Genomic DNA, 16,209 nt, shown 5'->3' with positions numbered 1-16,209 from the left:
CTACGGTCGAGGCATGCCACGGTCTCCCTCCTCCCCCGCGTTCTGGCGCAGCCCCTTGCGCGGCCCCTGGTTCACCTCGGTGCTCGGCGTCGTCCTGCTCGGCGGCATCACCGTGCTGTTCGTGACGGGTCTCGTGTCGTACGCCGCCTACAACCCGGACCTGTCGCCGGTGAACGACATGACCCCGGACAAGGGACTGCTCGGCTTCTACCTCTTCTCCTGGCCGACGAACCCGTCGTGGCTGTACCGCCTCACCCAGGGCGTCCACGTCACCCTCGGGATCACGCTGATCCCCGTACTGCTGGCGAAGCTGTGGTCGGTCGTGCCGAAGTTGTTCGCGCTGCCGCCCGCCCGGTCGCTCGCGCACGCGCTGGAGCGGATCTCGCTGCTCCTGCTGGTCGGGGGCGCCCTGTTCGAGTTCACCACCGGCGTGCTGAACATCCAGCTCGACTACATCTTCCCCGGCTCCTTCTATCCGCTGCACTTCTACGGGGCCTGGGTGTTCTTCGCCGCGTTCGTCGCGCACGCCGTGCTGCGGGTACCGGCGGCGCTCCGCAATCTGCGCCGCCTCCGGGACGAACACACCACGGAAGAAGGGGAGTTGGTCTCACCGGACCCCACCCCGCCCACCGTCTCGCGGCGCGGTGCCCTCGGGGTCGTCGGCGGCGGATCGCTGCTGCTGTTCGCCACGACGGCGGGCCGCAGCTTCGACGAGCCGCTGCGGGAGACGGCCGTGCTCGCGCCGCACGGCGGCCCCGAACCGGGCAGCGGACCCGGCGGCTTCCAGATCAACAAGACGGCCGAGGCGGTCGGCATCGACATGCGGGAGACGACCGGTGAGGTGTGGCGGCTGGTCGTCGAGGGGCGCGGGCGCACGGTCCGGCTCAGCCGGAGCGAGCTGCTGGAACTCCCGCTCCACAGCGCCGCGTTGCCCATCGCCTGCGTGGAGGGCTGGTCGACCTCCGACCAGTGGTGGCGGGGCGTACGGCTGCGGGACCTGGCGCGGCTCGTCGGATACGAGGAGGGCGCGGCGCCCGATGTGCTGGTGGAGTCGTTGCAGCGGCACGGGGCGTTCCGGCACGGGGCCCTGCGCTACAACCAGGTGCGCGACCCGCGCTCCCTGCTGGCCCTGTTCGCCAACGGCGAGGACCTGACCCCCGACCACGGCTATCCCGCGCGGATCATCGTCCCCGCGGCGCCCGGCGTGCTCAACACCAAGTGGGTGGCCCGGATGACGTTCGGAGAACTGTGATGCGACGGCCTGTGGTGCGACGGCCTGTGGTGAGACGACCTGTGGTGCGGCGGCCGTTCGGGAAGCCTGTCCTGGGCAGTCCGCTGCAGATCCTGCTGCTGGCCTGTTCGTTCGCGCTCGCCGGGTACGCCGGGGTGCGGCTGCTCGCAGGGGACTGGTTCGGGGTGGCTCTGTGGTTCGTGGGGGTGGCGGTCCTCCACGACCTGGTGCTCGTTCCGTTGTACGCGGGGGCGGACCGGGCCGTGGCGAGGGGTCTTGGCGCGGTCGGCCGCCGGGAGTGGACGGTCTACGTCCGGTTCCCGGCCGCGTTCTCGGCGCTTCTGCTGCTGATGTGGTTTCCGCTGATCAGCGGGCAGATGGCGGAGCACTACCGGTTGGCCACCGGGCTCTCGGGCGACGACTTCCTGGCCCGCTGGCTGCTGATCACGGCGGTGCTGTTCGGGGGTTCGGCGGCGCTGCTCGTACTGCGGCTGTTCCGGTCGTCCCGGTCGTCCCGGCCATCGCGATCATCGCGGTCGTCCGGGCCATCGCATCCGTCGCGGTTGCGCAGGGCGACGAACGAGCGGCCCCCGGCCGACCACTGACCCTCCCGGCGCCAGCCCGCGCGTGCCGCGTGCCGGAGCAGCGCCGGGGTGCCGAGGCGGGCCCACGGGAAGGCCGGCCCGTCCGTGCCCCGGGGGTCGGTGACCCGGACGATGTGGACGCTGACCCGTTCGTCGACGTCCACGTCCGCGAGCGTCTCGACGATCAACAGTCCGCCGGGGGTGAGGAGTTGGGTCATCCGGCGGAGCAGGGCGGCCGGGTCGCCACCGATGCCGACATTGCCGTCGAGGAGGAGCGCGGTGTCCCAGCGGCCCTCACCGGGGAGCGGCTCGAAGACGGAGCGCCGCAGGGCCTGGCCGCCGAGTCGGGCGGTGTGCGCGACGGCCGCCTCGCTGACGTCGATGCCGAGCGCGGGCCGGCCCCGGGCGGCGAGTTCGGCGACGAGCCGCCCCGGCCCGCAGCCCACGTCGAGCACGGTCCCCTCGCAGCGCCCCAGCACGGTCAGGTCCACCGCGTCGGCCCGTGCGCACCAGCGCTCCACCTCCAGCGGCAGCAGCCAGCCGTCGGTGCGCCGGAGGAAGAGCGGGCCCCGGCCGGTGACCAGGGCGTCCGAGTAGGGATCGGCGGACCAGGGGCGCGGGCCGGGCACCCCCGGCGGTGTCGTCGTCCCGTGCGCGGTGCTCATCGTCCGGTGGCCGTCCGCAGACGCCCGAGCTCGGCGGCGAAGCGGCTGCCGGGCGGCGCGACGGCGGCGACCGCCTCCGCGTCGGCGGCCGTGTCGACGTCCCGGAGGCGGGGCAGGTCGCGCACGCACAGCCCGGCGGCGACGAGCCGTTTCCGCTGTACCGCACCCGTCGTGGGCGTCGACATCGGCACGCCCCGCAGAAGCGCCGGATCGGGGGCGGCGAGCCCGAGGGCCCAGAAGCCGCCGTCCTCGGCCGGGCCGAAGTACGCGTCGCAGCCGGCGAAGTCCACGGTGAGGAGCTCGGGTGTCACCTGCGGTGTGTCCATGCCGATGAGCAGCGCGGGCCCGTCGCAGCCCGCGAAGGCGGCGGCCAGCCGTTCGTCGAGGCTGCCCGCGCACTGCGGTACGACGTCGAAGCCGCCCGGCAGCCAGTCGCCGGCCGCTCCGTCGAGCACGAGCACCCGGCGCCGTGCCGGGGTCGCCGCCACCGTGCGCAGGGTGTCCACGAGGGACGCCTCGGCGAGCAGCGCCGCCTCCCGGGGCGTGAACGGCGGGGTGAGCCGGGTCTTGACCCGTCCCGGCCGTGGTTCCTTGGCGATGACGAGGAGCGTCGTCACTGGCTGGTTCCTCCCTGGGAACGGGAATCCGTGGAGGTGCGGGAAGGGGCGAGGGCGGCGTGGGCGTGGCGCGGCGGCGCGGGCGGCTCGGCGAGGACGCGGCGCATGTCCCGTACCGCCTGCCAGGTGCCGCGCCAGGTGCCGGTGACCTTGGAGGCGCCGGTGCGCGGCAGATAGGGCACGTCGTGCTCGGTGACGCGCCAGCCGGCGTCGGCGGCGCGCACGACCATCTGGAGCGGGTAGCCGCTGCGGCGGTCGGTGAGGCCGAGGGCGAGCAGCGGTTCGCGGCGGGCGGCACGCAGGGGGCCGAGGTCGTGCAGACGCAGTCCGGTGCGGCGGCGGAGCATCCGGGCCAGGGCGAGGTTGCCCGCCCGGGCGTGCGCGGGCCAGGCGCCGGGGCCCTGTGGGCGGCGCCGCCCGAGCACGAGGTCGGCCTCGCCGTCCTGTACCTCGCGGACGAAGGGCAGGAGCCGGGCCGGGTCCAGCGAGGCGTCGCAGTCGCAGAAGCACACGATGTCCGCGGTGGCGGCTCGCAGACCGGCGTGGCAGGCGGCGCCGAACCCGCGGCGCGTCTCGCGCACGACGGTCGCGCCGAGGCCGCGGGCCAGTTCCGCCGAGCCGTCCGTGGAGCCGTTGTCCACGACCAGCGCGCGCCACCCGGCGGGGACGCGGGCGAGGACCCAGGGGAGGGCCTCGGCCTCGTTCAGACAGGGGAGGACCACGTCGACGGGCGCCGGTTCCGTGTCCGGGGGCTTGTCGGGGTCGGGTTGGGGAGAGGTCGTCACGGCTTTCACCCTACGAACGCGAAAGGGAGATATCGGACTTCGGGTCCTTACGAAACACGGACGTCGCGGCGGGATCGCGGCATGCGGGTGCGGCCGGTGGGACGCTGGATTCATGCAGCAGCCGTACGAATCCGCAGGTACCGGACCTGCCCCGGGCGGGCCCGGGCGGAGCGCCCGCGTCCTCGTCGTCGACGACGATCCCACCGTCGCCGAGGTGGTCTCCGGCTACCTCGACCGCGCCGGGTACGTCGTGGACCGTGCCGCGGACGGACCCGCCGCGCTCGCCCGTGCCGCCGCGCACTGGCCCGACCTGGTGGTGCTGGACCTGATGCTGCCGGGGATGGACGGCCTGGAGGTGTGCCGCAGGATGCGCGGCCACGGGCCCGTCCCGGTCATCATGCTCACCGCCCGCGGTGACGAGGACGACCGGATCCTCGGCCTGGAGGTGGGCGCCGACGACTACGTCACCAAGCCCTTCAGCCCTCGCGAACTGGTCCTGAGGGTGGAGTCGGTACTGCGCCGCAGCCGCCCCGCCGCAGGCGCTCGCCCCCTGCGGCTGGCCGGTCTCGCCGTCGACCCCGACGCCCGCCGCGCCACCAGGAACGGCGAGGATCTCGCCCTCACCATCCGAGAGTTCGATCTGCTCGCGTTCTTCCTCCGCAATCCCGGCCGGGCGTACAGCCGCGAGGACCTGATGCGCGAGGTGTGGGGCTGGGACTTCGGTGACCTGTCCACGGTCACGGTCCACGTGCGCCGGCTGCGGGGCAAGGTCGAGGACGATCCGGGCAGACCGCGGCTGATCCAGACGGTGTGGGGGGTCGGTTACCGCTTCGAGGAGCCCACGCCCGGCGAGGCCCCGACTCCCCGAGAGGAAGCGGTCTGACCATGCGCGCCATGCCCCTCACACACGCCCTGCAAGCCGCACACCCCGTGCAAGCCACACACTCCATGCAAGCCATGCAAACCGTGCACTCCACGCACGACATGCTGCTCATCGCCCTGTACGCCTTCCTCGGTGCCGCCGTGGCCGGGCTGCTCGGCGCGGGGGCGCTGTGGCTGATCCGGCGCCGGTCGCTGACCGTGTCCCTCGCCGTCGTCGCCGCCGTGGCGGTCACCGCGATGCTCGCGGGGACGCTGGCCGTCGCCTGGGCGATGTTCCTGTCCTCGCACGACCTGGGCGTGGTCACGACCGTGGTGGCCATGGCGGCGGTGGTGTCCCTGGCGACGGCGTTGTTGCTGGGGCGTTGGGTGGTGGCCCGCAGCAGGGCCCTCACCCTGGCCGCGCGTTCCTTCGGCGACGGCGGCGACTTCGCGGCCCCCGAGGGTCCCGCGACCGCCGAACTCTCCGCGCTGAGCCGGGAGTTGCAGGCGACCAGCGCGAAGCTCGCCGAGTCCCGCGACCGTGAACGCGCGCTGGAGACCTCCCGCCGTGAACTCGTCGCCTGGATCTCGCACGACCTGCGCACCCCGCTCGCCGGACTGCGGGCGATGTCGGAGGCGCTGGAGGACGGGGTGGCCGCCGACCCGGACCGCTACCTCCGGCAGATCCGCACCGAGGTCGAGCGCCTCAACGACATGGTCGGCGACCTCTTCGAACTCTCCCGCATACACGCCGGGACCCTCGCCCTGTCCCCCTCCCGCATCTCCCTCTACGACCTCGTCGGCGACGCCCTCGCGGGCGCGGACCCGCTCGCCCGCGAGCACGGCGTACGCCTGGTCGGGGACCGTATCGAGCCGGTGCCGGTCGAGGTGGACGGCAAGGAGATGAGCCGGGTGCTGGGCAATCTCCTCGTCAACGCGATCCGCCGGACTCCGGCCGACGGCACGGTCGCGGTCGCCGCCGAGCGCTCGGACGCGGGGGTCGTCCTGTCCGTCACCGACGGCTGCGGCGGCATCCCGGAGGAGGACCTCCCGCGCGTCTTCGACACCGGCTGGCGCGGCACCCACGCCCGCACGCCTCCCGCCGGAGCGGGCCTGGGTCTGGCCATCGTCCGGGGCATCGTCGAGGCCCACCAGGGCCAGGCCGCCGTCCACAACGTCCCCGGCGGCTGCCGCTTCGAGGTCACGCTGCCGATGTCGAGGGCGTGAGGCGGGTGCCCATGGCGAGAGCGTGAGGCGCGGGCCCCGGCCGCCGCGCTCCCGCTCTCCTGCCCCCTGCCCCCCCTACTCCCCGCGCAGCCTCGCCGTCGCGAACTCCCTCATCCCCTCCGCGAAGTCGGTCTCGGGCTTCCAGCCCAGTTCGGCGCGCAGCCGTGCGGAGTCGGCCGTGATGTGGCGTACGTCGCCGAGGCGGTACTCCCCGGTCACCACGGGCTCGGGTCCGCCGTGGGCGGTGGCCAGGGCACGGGCCATCTCGCCGACCGTGTGCGGCTCGCCGCTTCCGGTGTTGTAGGCCGTGAGGACCCCGGCGCGCGAACCCGCCTCCAGGGCCGCCACATTGGCCGCGGCCACGTCCCGTACGTGCACGAAGTCCCGTCGCTGCCCGCCGTCCTCGAAGACACGCGGCGCCTCGCCCCGGGCCAGCGCGGACCGGAAGAACGAGGCGACCCCCGCGTACGGGGTGTCGCGCGGCATCCTCGGCCCGTACACGTTGTGGTAGCGCAGCGACACCGCCGAACCGTCCGTCGACCGGGCCCAGGCCGCCGCCAGATGCTCCTGGGCCAGCTTGGTCGTCGCGTACACGTTCCGGGGGTCGGCCGGAGCGTCCTCGCGCACCAGGCCCGGCGTCAGTTCCTCGCCGCACCGCGGGCAGCGGGGCTCGAACCGTCCCGCGTCGAGATCGGCGACGGTCCGGGGCCCGGGGCGTACCGGCCCGTGCCACTCACAGCCGTACGCGCCCTCGCCGTACACGACCATCGACCCGGCGAGCACGAGGCGGCGTACCCCCGCGTCGGCCATCGCGGTGAGCAGCACCGCCGTGCCGAGGTCGTTGCGCGACACGTACTCGGCCGCGTCGTCGAACCCCTTCCCCAGCCCCACCATCGCCGCCTGATGGCACACGGCGTCCATGCCCGCCAGCGCCGCGCCGACCGCCTCGGCGTCCCGTACGTCCAGGCCGTCGCGCAGGTCGAACACGACCGCCTCGTGCCCCCGCGCGGTCAGCGCCTCGACGACATGGGACCCGATGAACCCGGCACCGCCGGTGACCAGTACTCGCATACGCCGAACGCTAGGACCGCGACCGTGGCGTACGGCAGCACCGCGCCCGTCACGTCACGGGTCCGTAAGACCCGCCGAGAGGCCCGGGGCCCACGCGGGCCGCAGCCGCGTCTCGTACACCGGCCGGATGACATCCGTATGGCACGGAAGTACTAACCGCCGGGCCGTATTCACCTCCGGAGTGCCGCCGAGTGGCGACCGGGCGTTCCTAGCCTGGCGCAAGGAGGCCACGAAGGCCTCTTTTCCCCTCCCCGGGAGTCATTCGTGGCCACGTTCCTCTATCGTCTCGGCCGGTTCGCGTTCCGGCGGCGACGACTTGTCCTCATGCTGTGGATAGCCGTCCTGGCGGCCGTCGGCATCGGTGCCGCCAGTGTGTCGGCCGGTACGTCGGACTCCTTCACCATTCCCGGAACCCAGTCCCAGAAGGCGCTGGACCTGCTGGGGAAGGAGTTCCCGCAGGCCTCGGCCGCCGGAGCCACCGCCCGTGTCGTGTTCGAGGCCCCGGACGGCCGGAAGCTGACGTCCGGCGACGACAAGGCCGAGGTCGTGTCCCTCGTCGCCGACCTCAGGAAGGCCTCCCAGGTTGCGAGCGTCGCCGACCCGTTCGCCGGCGGCACCGTCAGCAAGGACGGCTCCGTCGCCTACGCCCAGGTCACGTACAAGGTCGCCCAGGCCGACGTCACCGACCGGGCCCGCGAGGACCTGAAGTCCGTGGCCGACCGGGGCGACAAGGCGGGTCTCGCGGTGAGCATGGGAGGCAACGCCGTCCAGGTGAAGTCCGCGCAGAGCGCCGGTGAGCTGATCGGCCTCGCGGTCGCCGCCGTCGCGCTGGTCATCACCTTCGGCTCGTTGCTCGCGGCCGGACTGCCCCTGCTGACCGCGGTCTTCGGCATCGTGGTGGCGGTGTCCGGGATCACCCTCACCAGCGCGTTCGTGGACCTGAGTTCCTCCACCTCGACGCTGGCGCTGATGCTCGGCCTCGCGGTGGCCATCGACTACGCGCTGTTCATCGTCTCCCGCTACCGCGGCGAGATCAGGGAGGGGCACGAACCGGAGGAGGCCGCCGGACGCGCGCTCGGCACGGCCGGCTCCGCGGTGGTGTTCGCCGGTCTGACCGTGGTCATCGCGCTGGCGGGGCTCAGCATCATCGGGGTCGGCCTGCTCACCGACATCGGTCTCGGGGCCGCGGGCGCGGTCGCGATCGCCGTGCTCATCGCGCTCACCCTGCTGCCCGCCCTGCTGGGCTTCGCCGGTCCCCGGATCATGAAGGGGAAGCTCAAGACCCGCCGGATGCGGGCGATCGAGGAGCGCGGAGAGGGCGAACCCGCGGGCGTGCGCTGGGCGCGGTTCGTCACCCGCAACCCGGTCAAGGTCCTCGCCGTCGCGGTGGCCGCCCTGTTCGCCCTGGCCATTCCCGCCCTGTCGCTGCAACTGGCCATGCCCAGCGACAGTTCGGCCGCCCCCGGTTCCACCCAGCGCATCGCCTACGACACCATCACCAAGGGGTTCGGGCCCGGCTACAACGGGCCGCTGACCGTGGTCGTCGACGCCCGTAGGAGCGACGACGCCAAGGGCGCCGCCCAGGACGCGGTCACCCTGCTCGGCACGATGCCGGACGTCGCCTCGGTCAGCCCCGCGACCTTCAACCAGGCCGGTGACGTCGCCCTGATCCGCGCCGTCCCGAAGAGCTCCCCCAGCAGCCAGGACACCGTCGACCTGGTCTCCGCCATCCGCGACCGCGGCACCGCCCTGCACGAGGACACCGGCGCCGAACTGATGATCACCGGCACCACCGCGCTCAACATCGACATCTCCGCCAAGCTCGGCGACGCCCTCGTGCCCTATCTCGCCGTGGTCGTCGGCCTGGCCCTGGTACTGCTGCTCCTGGTGTTCCGCTCGGTCCTGGTCCCGCTCAAGGCCGCCGCCGGGTTCCTGCTCAGCGTCCTCGCGACCCTCGGCGTCGTGGTCGCCGTCTTCCAGTGGGGCTGGTTCGCGGGCGCCCTCGGCGTCGACCAGACCGCGCCGATCGTGAGCCTGCTGCCGATCTTCCTGGTCGGTGTGGTGTTCGGGCTCGCCATGGACTACCAGGTCTTCCTCGTCACCCGGATGCGCGAGGAGTACGTCCATGGCGCCGAGCCCACCGAGGCGGTGGTCGCGGGCTTCCGGCACGGCGCCCGCGTGGTCACGGCCGCGGCGATCATCATGATCTCCGTCTTCGCCGGGTTCCTGCTCAGCGACACCGCGCTGATCAAGTCGATCGGCCTCGGTCTCGCCGTCGCCGTGCTCCTCGACGCCTTCGTCGTCCGGATGACGATCGTGCCCGCCGTCATGGCGCTGCTCGGCCGCCGCGCCTGGTCGCTGCCGCGATGGCTGGACCGCGTCCTGCCCAACGTGGACGTCGAGGGCGAGAAACTGCGCCATCTGCTGGCGAAGACGCAGGACACCGAGGGCACGCGGGACTCCGAGCCCCTTCCCACCGCAAGGGGCTGACCTGTCGGCCGTACGATCCGCGGCAGGACGTACGGCCGCACCGGCCGTGACCATCGCGCCCCGTCCGCCGGTCCCCACTCCCCCGGGGGGCCGACGGACGGCTTCCCGTACCGAGAGGGCGTACGACGTGACCGCACCGACCGCGCCCGGGCCGACTTCCCGCCCCGTCACGCCCGAGAAACTGCTGGGCGGGGCGCAGCACCGCTCGGACGTCGCGGTCCTGCAGTGGCTCACCCGGGTGAGACGGGCCGACCTGGCCCATCCGTGGGTCAGGCGGGTGACGGCGCCGCTCCTGTGCGCGGCGCTGGGCGTCCCGGCCCTGCGGGACGCGGCGGACGGCATCGGACGCGGCGTCCCCGTGGTGCTGGCGGTGATCGTCGGATACTGCCTTCCCCTGCTGTGGCGGCAGCAGCGGCCCGTCCTGGTCTTCGCCCTCACCTCCGCCGTCGGCGCGGTGGGCCTCGCCATGGACGTCAGCACGGGCTCCGAGGCCGCGCGGATCGTCGCGCTGCTCAACGTGGGCCGCACGGTCGGGCCCGCCCAGCTGGTGGTCTGTATGGCGATCGCCGTCGCCCAGACGTCCGTGGGGGTCGTCGCCCGCGCCGCCGGCCAGCCGGCCAGTTCGTTCCTGGAGACCGCGGTGCTGGCGATCGTGCAGGCGGCCCTGGTGGCGGCCGTCGCCGCGGCGGGCCTGGTCGGCCGGGTCGTGAACGCGTACGTCGGGGCCCTGCACGAACGCGCCTTCCGCCTGGAGGTGGAGCGCGACCAGCGGGCCCGGCTCGCCGCCGCCGCCGAACGCGCCCGCGTCGCCCGGGAGATGCACGACATCCTCGGCCACACCCTCGCCGTCATCGTCGGCCTGGCCGGTGGCGCCGCCGGGCTCGCCGAGAAGTCCCCCAAGCGCGGCGCCGACACCCTGCGGATCATCGCCGACAGTGGACGCGGCGCCCTCGGTGAACTCCGCCGCCTGCTCTCCGTCATCGGTGAGGAAGGGGACGGGAGCGACGAACCGGGCGGCACCCCGCTCGCCCCCCAACCGGGCCTCGCCGACCTCGCCGCCCTCCTGGAACGGGTCCGGGCCGCAGGCCTCACCGTCACCCTGGACACCGAGGGCGACCTGACGGGCCTCGCCCCCGGTATCCAACTCGCCGTCTACCGCATCGTCCAGGAGGCGCTGACCAACACCCTCAAGCACGCCGTGCCCGACACCACCGCGCACGTCGGCGTCACCGCGGACCGCGACCGCGTCCGCCTCACCGTCGACGACACCGGCCCGCCCCGCACCCCGCGCGCCGACCACGCCCGGGACGACGCGCGCGGTCTGGTCGGCATGCGCGAGCGGGCCGCCCTCTACCAGGGAACCGTCACCGCGGGCCCGAACACTCGTGGCGGCTGGACCGTCCGTGCCGTCCTGATCCCCACCACCGCTCCCACGGAGAACCATCCGGCATGACCACCGTGCTCATCGTCGACGACCAGGCCCTGCAACGCCTCGGCTTCAGCATGCTCCTGGAACAGCACTCCGACCTGACCGTGGTCGGCGAGGCCACCCACGGCGCCGAGGCGGTCCGTTCGACCGCCGAACTGCGCCCCGACGTCGTCCTGATGGACGTCCGGATGCCCGGCATGGACGGCATCGAGGCCACCCGCCGCATCGTGGAGTCCGGCGGCCGCTCCCGGGTCCTCGTCCTGACCACCTTCGACCTCGACGAGTACGCCTACGCCGCGCTGCGCGCCGGGGCCAGCGGCTTCCTCCTCAAGGACGCGCTGCCCGACGAACTCGTCGCCGGAATCCGTGCGGTGGCCGCCGGGGACGCCGTGATCGCCCCCGGCCTGACCCGCAAACTCATCGACGCCTACACCGAGCGACGCCCGGGACACACCCCCGAGCAGGAGCGCCGGCTCGACGCCCTCACCGACCGCGAACGCGAGGTCCTCACCGCCATCGCCTCCGGCTGGAGCAACGCCGAGATCGCCGACCGCCTCTCCCTCGCGGAGTCCACCGTCAAGTCCCACGTCAGCCGCGTCCTCGCCAAGATCGGTGTACGGGACCGGGTGCAGGCGGTGATCTTCGCGTATGACGTGGGCCTGGTACGACCGGCCTAGAGCAACGGCTGATCTGGAACAACGGCTGATCTAGAACAACGGAAGGGCGTCCGTGTACGCGTTCACCGGCTTGGCGACCTTCTTGACGGTACGGGCGTCCAGCGCGGCCGGGGCGGAACTTGTGCCCAGCGTTCCGCCGGGGTGCCACGTTCCCGTGACGGTCACCCAGGTGTCGGCGGGCAGGGCCGCCGCCCCGTGGATCCGCACCTTCACGGACTGGGCGTCCGCCGCGCAGCAGGTGAAGATGATCCTGGTCAGGTACCAGCCGTCGGCCCCCTTGTCGGGCGTGACGAAACCGGTCATCCGGACGCTACGGCCGCCGATGTCCCGCTTGTGGTCCTGCTGCACCCGGCTGGTGAACTGGGTGAGTGTCAGCAGGACGGGCGAGGTCGCGGGCAGCGGATCGAAGTACCGCTGCTCCGTGACGGCCTTGGGCGCCTCGCGCGCGGCGGTGTAGGCGCCGAGGGCCGGCGGGGCGTAGAAGAGCAGACTCAGCGCGGGGAGGAACAGCAGCCAGGCGATACGGGGCACGGTGGAGTGGTCGTGGCTGTGATCGTGATCGTCGGCGGCGTCGCCGCTGCCCGGCTTCTGGCTCGACCACGCCTCCGCCACGCCCAGCACGAGCAGCAGCACCCCCGACGCGACCAGCATGGGACGCATCCCCTCCTTCACGAACCTGAGGCTCAGGTCGGTGAAGAGCGAGGCGTGCAGCAGGCCGAGGCCGCTGAGGACGAGCAGGGTCACCTGGAGGGGGCGTTTCACAGCAGTACTCCTCCGATGAGCGCGCTGCACAGGATCGCGACGACCGTCGTGGCCGTGGAGAAACGGACCGCGAAGGCCCGGCCGAAGGTGCCCGCCTGAAGGGCGATCAGTTTCAGGTCGACCATCGGCCCGACGACCATGAACGCCAGCCGGGCGACGGGCGAGAAGCCGGTGAGCGAGGCCGCGACGAACGCGTCGGCCTCGGAGCACACCGCGAGCAGGATGGCGAGCGCGGCCAGGAACAGCACCGACAGCCAGGGCGAGCCGGAGAACGCGTCGAGCACGGTGCGCGGGACCGCCACGTTGAACGTGGCCGCCGCCATGGCCCCGAGGACCAGGAAGCCGCCCGCGTGCAGGAAGTCGTGCTGGAAGCCGCGCCGGAACTCCCGCAGGCGGTTCTGCTCGGGCTGGTGACCGGTGTGCCGTACGACAGGCTTGAGCCATTTGTCGCGGCCCAGGAAGAGCCACAGCCAGCCCATCACGGCGGCGGTGGCGAGCGAGGCGAGCAGCCGGGCCAGCACCATCTCGGGGTGGCCGGGGAAGGCGATGGCGGTGGCGGTCAGCACGACCGGGTTGATGGCGGGCGCCGAGAGCAGGAACGCGAACGCGGCGGCCGGGGTGACACCCCGGCCGATCAGGCTGTTGGCGACCGGCACCGACGCGCATTCGCAACCGGGCAGCACGACCCCGGCGACTCCGGCGACCGGGACGGCGAGCACGGGCCGCCGGGGCAGCACCCGGGTGAACACCCGGGCCGGCACGAACGCGTTGATCGCGCCGGACAGCGCCGTGCCGAGCAGCAGGAAGGGCAGTGCCTGCACGGTCACGGCGAGACAGACGGTCCGCCACGCCTGCATGGCCGGTTGCTCCGTCCACCGGCCGAGGACGTAGAGCGCGGGCCCGGACAGCGCGCACGCTCCGAGCAGAAGGGGCCAGTGGCGGGGCCAGTCGCGCCGGGGACCTGTGGCACCCGCCTCCGCCGCGGGGACCGCGACGGCCGCCTCCGCCGCCTTTGTGGACGGTTCATCCGCCCCGACGACCCGTTCGTCTGTCTTCTGCACGCCAGCTCCGAATCTCGGATGATCGCACCGAACATAGCGGGCCCGGGCCCCAGCGCTCACCACGACTTCACCACATCTCGGTCATGAGTCGGACCACTGCGGCGACCGGCGACTCCGGGCGTCGGAACGCCCCCGCGTCCGGAGCCCTCTCAAGGTGTGGTGGGTGGGAGCCGTGCTGGGTCTCGGGCCGGGTTGTTATATTGCGCAACCATGCAAGTGAGGCGCCCCGCAACGCCTGACGTATGTCTGAACGGCCCGACCGTTTCGTGGGAGTGCGAACATGACTGACCTTGGGGACGCCCCCGCCGGCAACGCCACACGCAGCCACACACGCGGGGTGCCCGGGCAGCGCCACACCTCCGGTTCCGCTCCCTCCGGTTCCGCGCCCTCCCGTTCCGCGCACTCCCGTTCCGCGCCCTCCCGGACGGGGTCCCGTGCGCGTCCCAAGGTCGGCGCGGGGCGCCGGGGCAGGCCCGTACGCCGGGGCAGGCGGATCCTGCGGACGGCCGCGATATCGCTGTCGGTGCTGGTCCTGGCCACGGCGGGCGTGGGGTGGTGGTTCTACGAGCATCTGAACGGCAATCTCCACAGCGTCCCGCTGACCGACGGCACGGGCGACAGCGCGGGCAAGGAGAAGGCCGACTCCTTCGGCAGGACCCCGATCAACCTCCTGGTGGTGGGCAGCGACGGGCGTACCAACGCGAGCGACTGCAAGCTGGGCGGCGGTTGTTCGCAGACCGGCGTGCAGTCCGGGTCCAACGCGGACGTGGAGATGGTGATGCACATTTCCGCCGACCGCTCCAACGCCACCGTGATGAGCATCCCCCGCGACACCGTGACCACGGTCCCCGCCTGCAAGGACACCGAGACCGGCATCTCCACGAACGGCTACACCGGCATGGTCAACAGCGCCCTGCAGTACGGGCCCGCCTGCCAGGTGGCCACCGTCCACCGGCTCACCGGCATCCCCATAGACCACTTCGTCAAGCTCGACTTCTCCGGCGTGGTGAAGATGTCCGACGCGGTGGGCGGGGTGTCGGCCTGTGTCGACAAGGACGTCTACGACACCTACTCGCACCTGAAGCTCGCTCAGGGCACGCACACCCTCAAGGGCGTCGCGGCCCTGGAGTTCGTCCGCTCCCGGCACGGCTTCGGCGACGGCAGCGACCTGGGGCGCACCTACTCCCAGCACCTCTTCCTCAGCTCGATGATCCGCAAGTTCAAGAGCGCCGGCACCCTCACCGACCCCACCGCCGTCTACCGCCTGGCCGACGCCGCCACCAAGGCCCTCACCGTCGACACCGGCCTGGGTACCATCAGGAAGCTGATCGGGCTCGCCGCCGACGTGGACAAGGTCCCGGCGAAGCGCATCACCTTCACCACCATGCAGACGGCGCCCGACCCCAATGACAGCAACCGGCTCGTGCCCGCCGCCACGGCCCAGAGTCTGTTCGCCACCATCGCGAACGACCAGTCCCTGACCGGCTCGTCCGGCGAGAAGACCGCCGAGGCCTCCGCGACAGCCAAAGCCACGGCCACCGCCTCCGCGGTCCCCGCCGCGCAGATCGCGGTCACCGTGGAGAACGGCACCACCGTCACCGGCCGGGCCTCCGCCGTCGCCACCGCCCTGATCGACAAGGGCTTCAGCTCCGGCACCACCACCGGCAACGCCGCCGGCACCACGTCCACGACCACCCTCACCTACGGCAGCGGGCACAAGGCCGAGGCCCAGACCGCCGCCAAGGCCCTGGGCCTGCCGACCTCCCACCTCAAGCAGAGCGACACCACCGGCAGCACCGGCCTGACCCTGGTCATCGGCACCGACTGGACCAGCGGCACCGCCTACCCCGCCACCACCCCCGCACCCGCCGACACCAAGGCCGCCACCTCCAACGCCCACGCCGAGACAGCCGACCAGTCCAAAACCTGCGCCAAGGTCAGCCCGTACAGGACCGTCAGTCTCAACGGCGTCGCCATGACCCCCACCCAGGCCTACCGAGCAGCCTCCGGCACCAAAGACTCGGCACCGTGAGCCGGTGCTCGAAACCTTTGGGGATTGCGCAATCCGGGAACCATCACACTGGCGCGCGGCGACGGGGGAGACATGGCGGATCCTGAGCCCTCAGGGGCGGACATCGGCTACATCAGCGTGACTTTCGAACGGGTCCTGGACCAGGCCCTGAACTCCCGGCGGATCAGTGACGCGCTGGAGCGGTCCGCCGGGACGCTCAACCGGGAACAGTTGCGCACCCGCGCGCTGCGGGAGCGCGCCGCCATCGCCGCGGTGGCGGCCGTCGAGTACCACGCGTACACCGCGAGCAAGGCCTTGGCAGCCGAGCAGACCGATGAGCGCGACAGCAACGGCAACGGCGGCAGCGGCGGGAGCGGGCTGCTCCCCGTGCTGGCGGTGTTCGTGCCGAGTCTGTCGGCCGTCGCCGCGGCGGTGTTCCTGGTGTCCGGGCTCGTCCTGCGCGCCTTCGGCGGGCGCCCCTACATCGGCGCGGGACTGCTCACGGCCGGGTTCGTCGCGGCGGCCGTGGCCGTCGGAGGCGCGGTCGCCGATCTCGCCTGTCTGCTGGTCGCGGCGGCCCACAACCGCTCCGCGGTGGAGGACGGGGTGCCCGCCGGCGAGGACGCGGAGGTGAAGCGGGCGCGCGAAGCGTGGCAACTCGCCCTGCGGGAGCGCGGGATGATGCCGTTCCTCCTCGCCCGCCTCGACGAGGCCGACACCAGGGACCACGTGTGACCT

Annotated in this window: 14 protein-coding genes; 8 read left to right on the top strand and 6 right to left on the bottom strand. The window is 72.8% G+C overall.

Features of this window, described 5'->3' with window-relative positions; genetic code table 11:
- Positions 1-13: 13 nt before the first annotated feature.
- Positions 14-1,252, top strand: coding sequence for a molybdopterin-dependent oxidoreductase (locus ACFVWD_RS17595; protein WP_389597035.1), 1,239 nt, complete (start codon positions 14-16; stop codon positions 1,250-1,252).
- A gap of 367 nt (positions 1,253-1,619) precedes the next feature.
- Here the strand turns inward: ACFVWD_RS17595 and ACFVWD_RS17590 are convergent, their stop codons facing one another.
- The 3 genes from ACFVWD_RS17590 to ACFVWD_RS17580 are packed head-to-tail and all read right to left on the bottom strand — an operon-like array spanning position 1,620 to position 3,891.
- Positions 1,620-2,480, bottom strand: coding sequence for a class I SAM-dependent methyltransferase (locus tag ACFVWD_RS17590; protein WP_389597033.1), 861 nt, complete (start codon positions 2,478-2,480; stop codon positions 1,620-1,622).
- A complete protein-coding gene (locus tag ACFVWD_RS17585) occupies positions 2,477-3,097 on the bottom strand; it encodes a DUF2064 domain-containing protein (RefSeq protein ID WP_389597031.1) in 621 nt (206 codons plus the stop codon). Before ACFVWD_RS17585 ends, ACFVWD_RS17590 begins: the two co-directional genes overlap by 4 nt.
- Complete coding sequence (locus tag ACFVWD_RS17580; RefSeq protein ID WP_389597029.1) at positions 3,094-3,891, bottom strand: glycosyltransferase family 2 protein; 798 nt, start codon at positions 3,889-3,891, stop codon at positions 3,094-3,096. The genes ACFVWD_RS17585 and ACFVWD_RS17580 overlap by 4 nt, the downstream gene beginning before the upstream one ends.
- Positions 3,892-3,994: 103 nt before the next feature.
- Between ACFVWD_RS17580 and ACFVWD_RS17575 the strand changes: the two genes are divergently transcribed.
- The gene (locus ACFVWD_RS17575) at positions 3,995-4,765 is read left to right on the top strand and encodes a response regulator transcription factor (RefSeq protein WP_101399360.1); all 771 of its coding nucleotides are present in this window, start codon (positions 3,995-3,997) and stop codon (positions 4,763-4,765) included.
- 74 nt (positions 4,766-4,839) lie between these two features.
- On the top strand, positions 4,840-5,970 hold the full coding sequence (locus ACFVWD_RS17570; protein ID WP_389597027.1) for a sensor histidine kinase: 1,131 nt from the start codon (positions 4,840-4,842) through the stop codon (positions 5,968-5,970).
- A 75-nt stretch (positions 5,971-6,045) separates the two neighbouring features.
- On the opposite strand, the gene ACFVWD_RS17565 is transcribed toward ACFVWD_RS17570, so the two are convergent.
- On the bottom strand, positions 6,046-7,041 hold the full coding sequence (locus ACFVWD_RS17565; RefSeq protein WP_389597025.1) for an NAD-dependent epimerase/dehydratase family protein: 996 nt from the start codon (positions 7,039-7,041) through the stop codon (positions 6,046-6,048).
- A 264-nt stretch (positions 7,042-7,305) separates the two neighbouring features.
- Between ACFVWD_RS17565 and ACFVWD_RS17560 the strand changes: the two genes are divergently transcribed.
- From ACFVWD_RS17560 to ACFVWD_RS17550, 3 genes are all read left to right on the top strand, one after another.
- Positions 7,306-9,531: an MMPL family transporter gene (locus ACFVWD_RS17560; protein ID WP_389597023.1), complete on the top strand. Its 2,226-nt coding sequence runs from the start codon at positions 7,306-7,308 to the stop codon at positions 9,529-9,531.
- A gap of 127 nt (positions 9,532-9,658) precedes the next feature.
- Positions 9,659-10,984, top strand: a complete 1,326-nt coding sequence (locus tag ACFVWD_RS17555; protein ID WP_389597021.1) for a sensor histidine kinase — start codon at positions 9,659-9,661, stop codon at positions 10,982-10,984.
- Positions 10,981-11,637 (top strand): response regulator transcription factor, encoded by a 657-nt coding sequence (locus ACFVWD_RS17550; RefSeq protein ID WP_099942444.1) that lies wholly within the window; start codon positions 10,981-10,983, stop codon positions 11,635-11,637. The genes ACFVWD_RS17555 and ACFVWD_RS17550 overlap by 4 nt, the downstream gene beginning before the upstream one ends.
- A gap of 30 nt (positions 11,638-11,667) precedes the next feature.
- On the opposite strand, the gene ACFVWD_RS17545 is transcribed toward ACFVWD_RS17550, so the two are convergent.
- Positions 11,668-12,399 carry a TIGR03943 family putative permease subunit gene (locus tag ACFVWD_RS17545; protein WP_389597019.1) on the bottom strand — a complete coding sequence of 244 codons (732 nt, stop codon included), beginning with the start codon at positions 12,397-12,399 and terminating at the stop codon, positions 11,668-11,670.
- Positions 12,396-13,460 carry a permease gene (locus ACFVWD_RS17540; protein WP_389597017.1) on the bottom strand — a complete coding sequence of 355 codons (1,065 nt, stop codon included), beginning with the start codon at positions 13,458-13,460 and terminating at the stop codon, positions 12,396-12,398. The genes ACFVWD_RS17545 and ACFVWD_RS17540 overlap by 4 nt, the downstream gene beginning before the upstream one ends.
- A gap of 280 nt (positions 13,461-13,740) precedes the next feature.
- Between ACFVWD_RS17540 and ACFVWD_RS17535 the strand changes: the two genes are divergently transcribed.
- Both ACFVWD_RS17535 and ACFVWD_RS17530 read left to right on the top strand, forming a co-directional pair.
- Positions 13,741-15,492 (top strand): LCP family protein, encoded by a 1,752-nt coding sequence (locus tag ACFVWD_RS17535; protein ID WP_389597016.1) that lies wholly within the window; start codon positions 13,741-13,743, stop codon positions 15,490-15,492.
- A gap of 72 nt (positions 15,493-15,564) precedes the next feature.
- On the top strand, positions 15,565-16,206 hold the full coding sequence (locus ACFVWD_RS17530) for a hypothetical protein (protein WP_389597014.1): 642 nt from the start codon (positions 15,565-15,567) through the stop codon (positions 16,204-16,206).
- Positions 16,207-16,209 lie beyond the last annotated feature (3 nt).

The sequence above is a fragment of the Streptomyces sp. NPDC058086 genome (assembly GCF_042885015.1).
In the GTDB taxonomy this organism is placed as follows: domain Bacteria; phylum Actinomycetota; class Actinomycetes; order Streptomycetales; family Streptomycetaceae; genus Streptomyces.
Note: the sequence above shows the minus strand (reverse complement) of the source record. Positions and strands in the feature narration are given on the sequence as shown.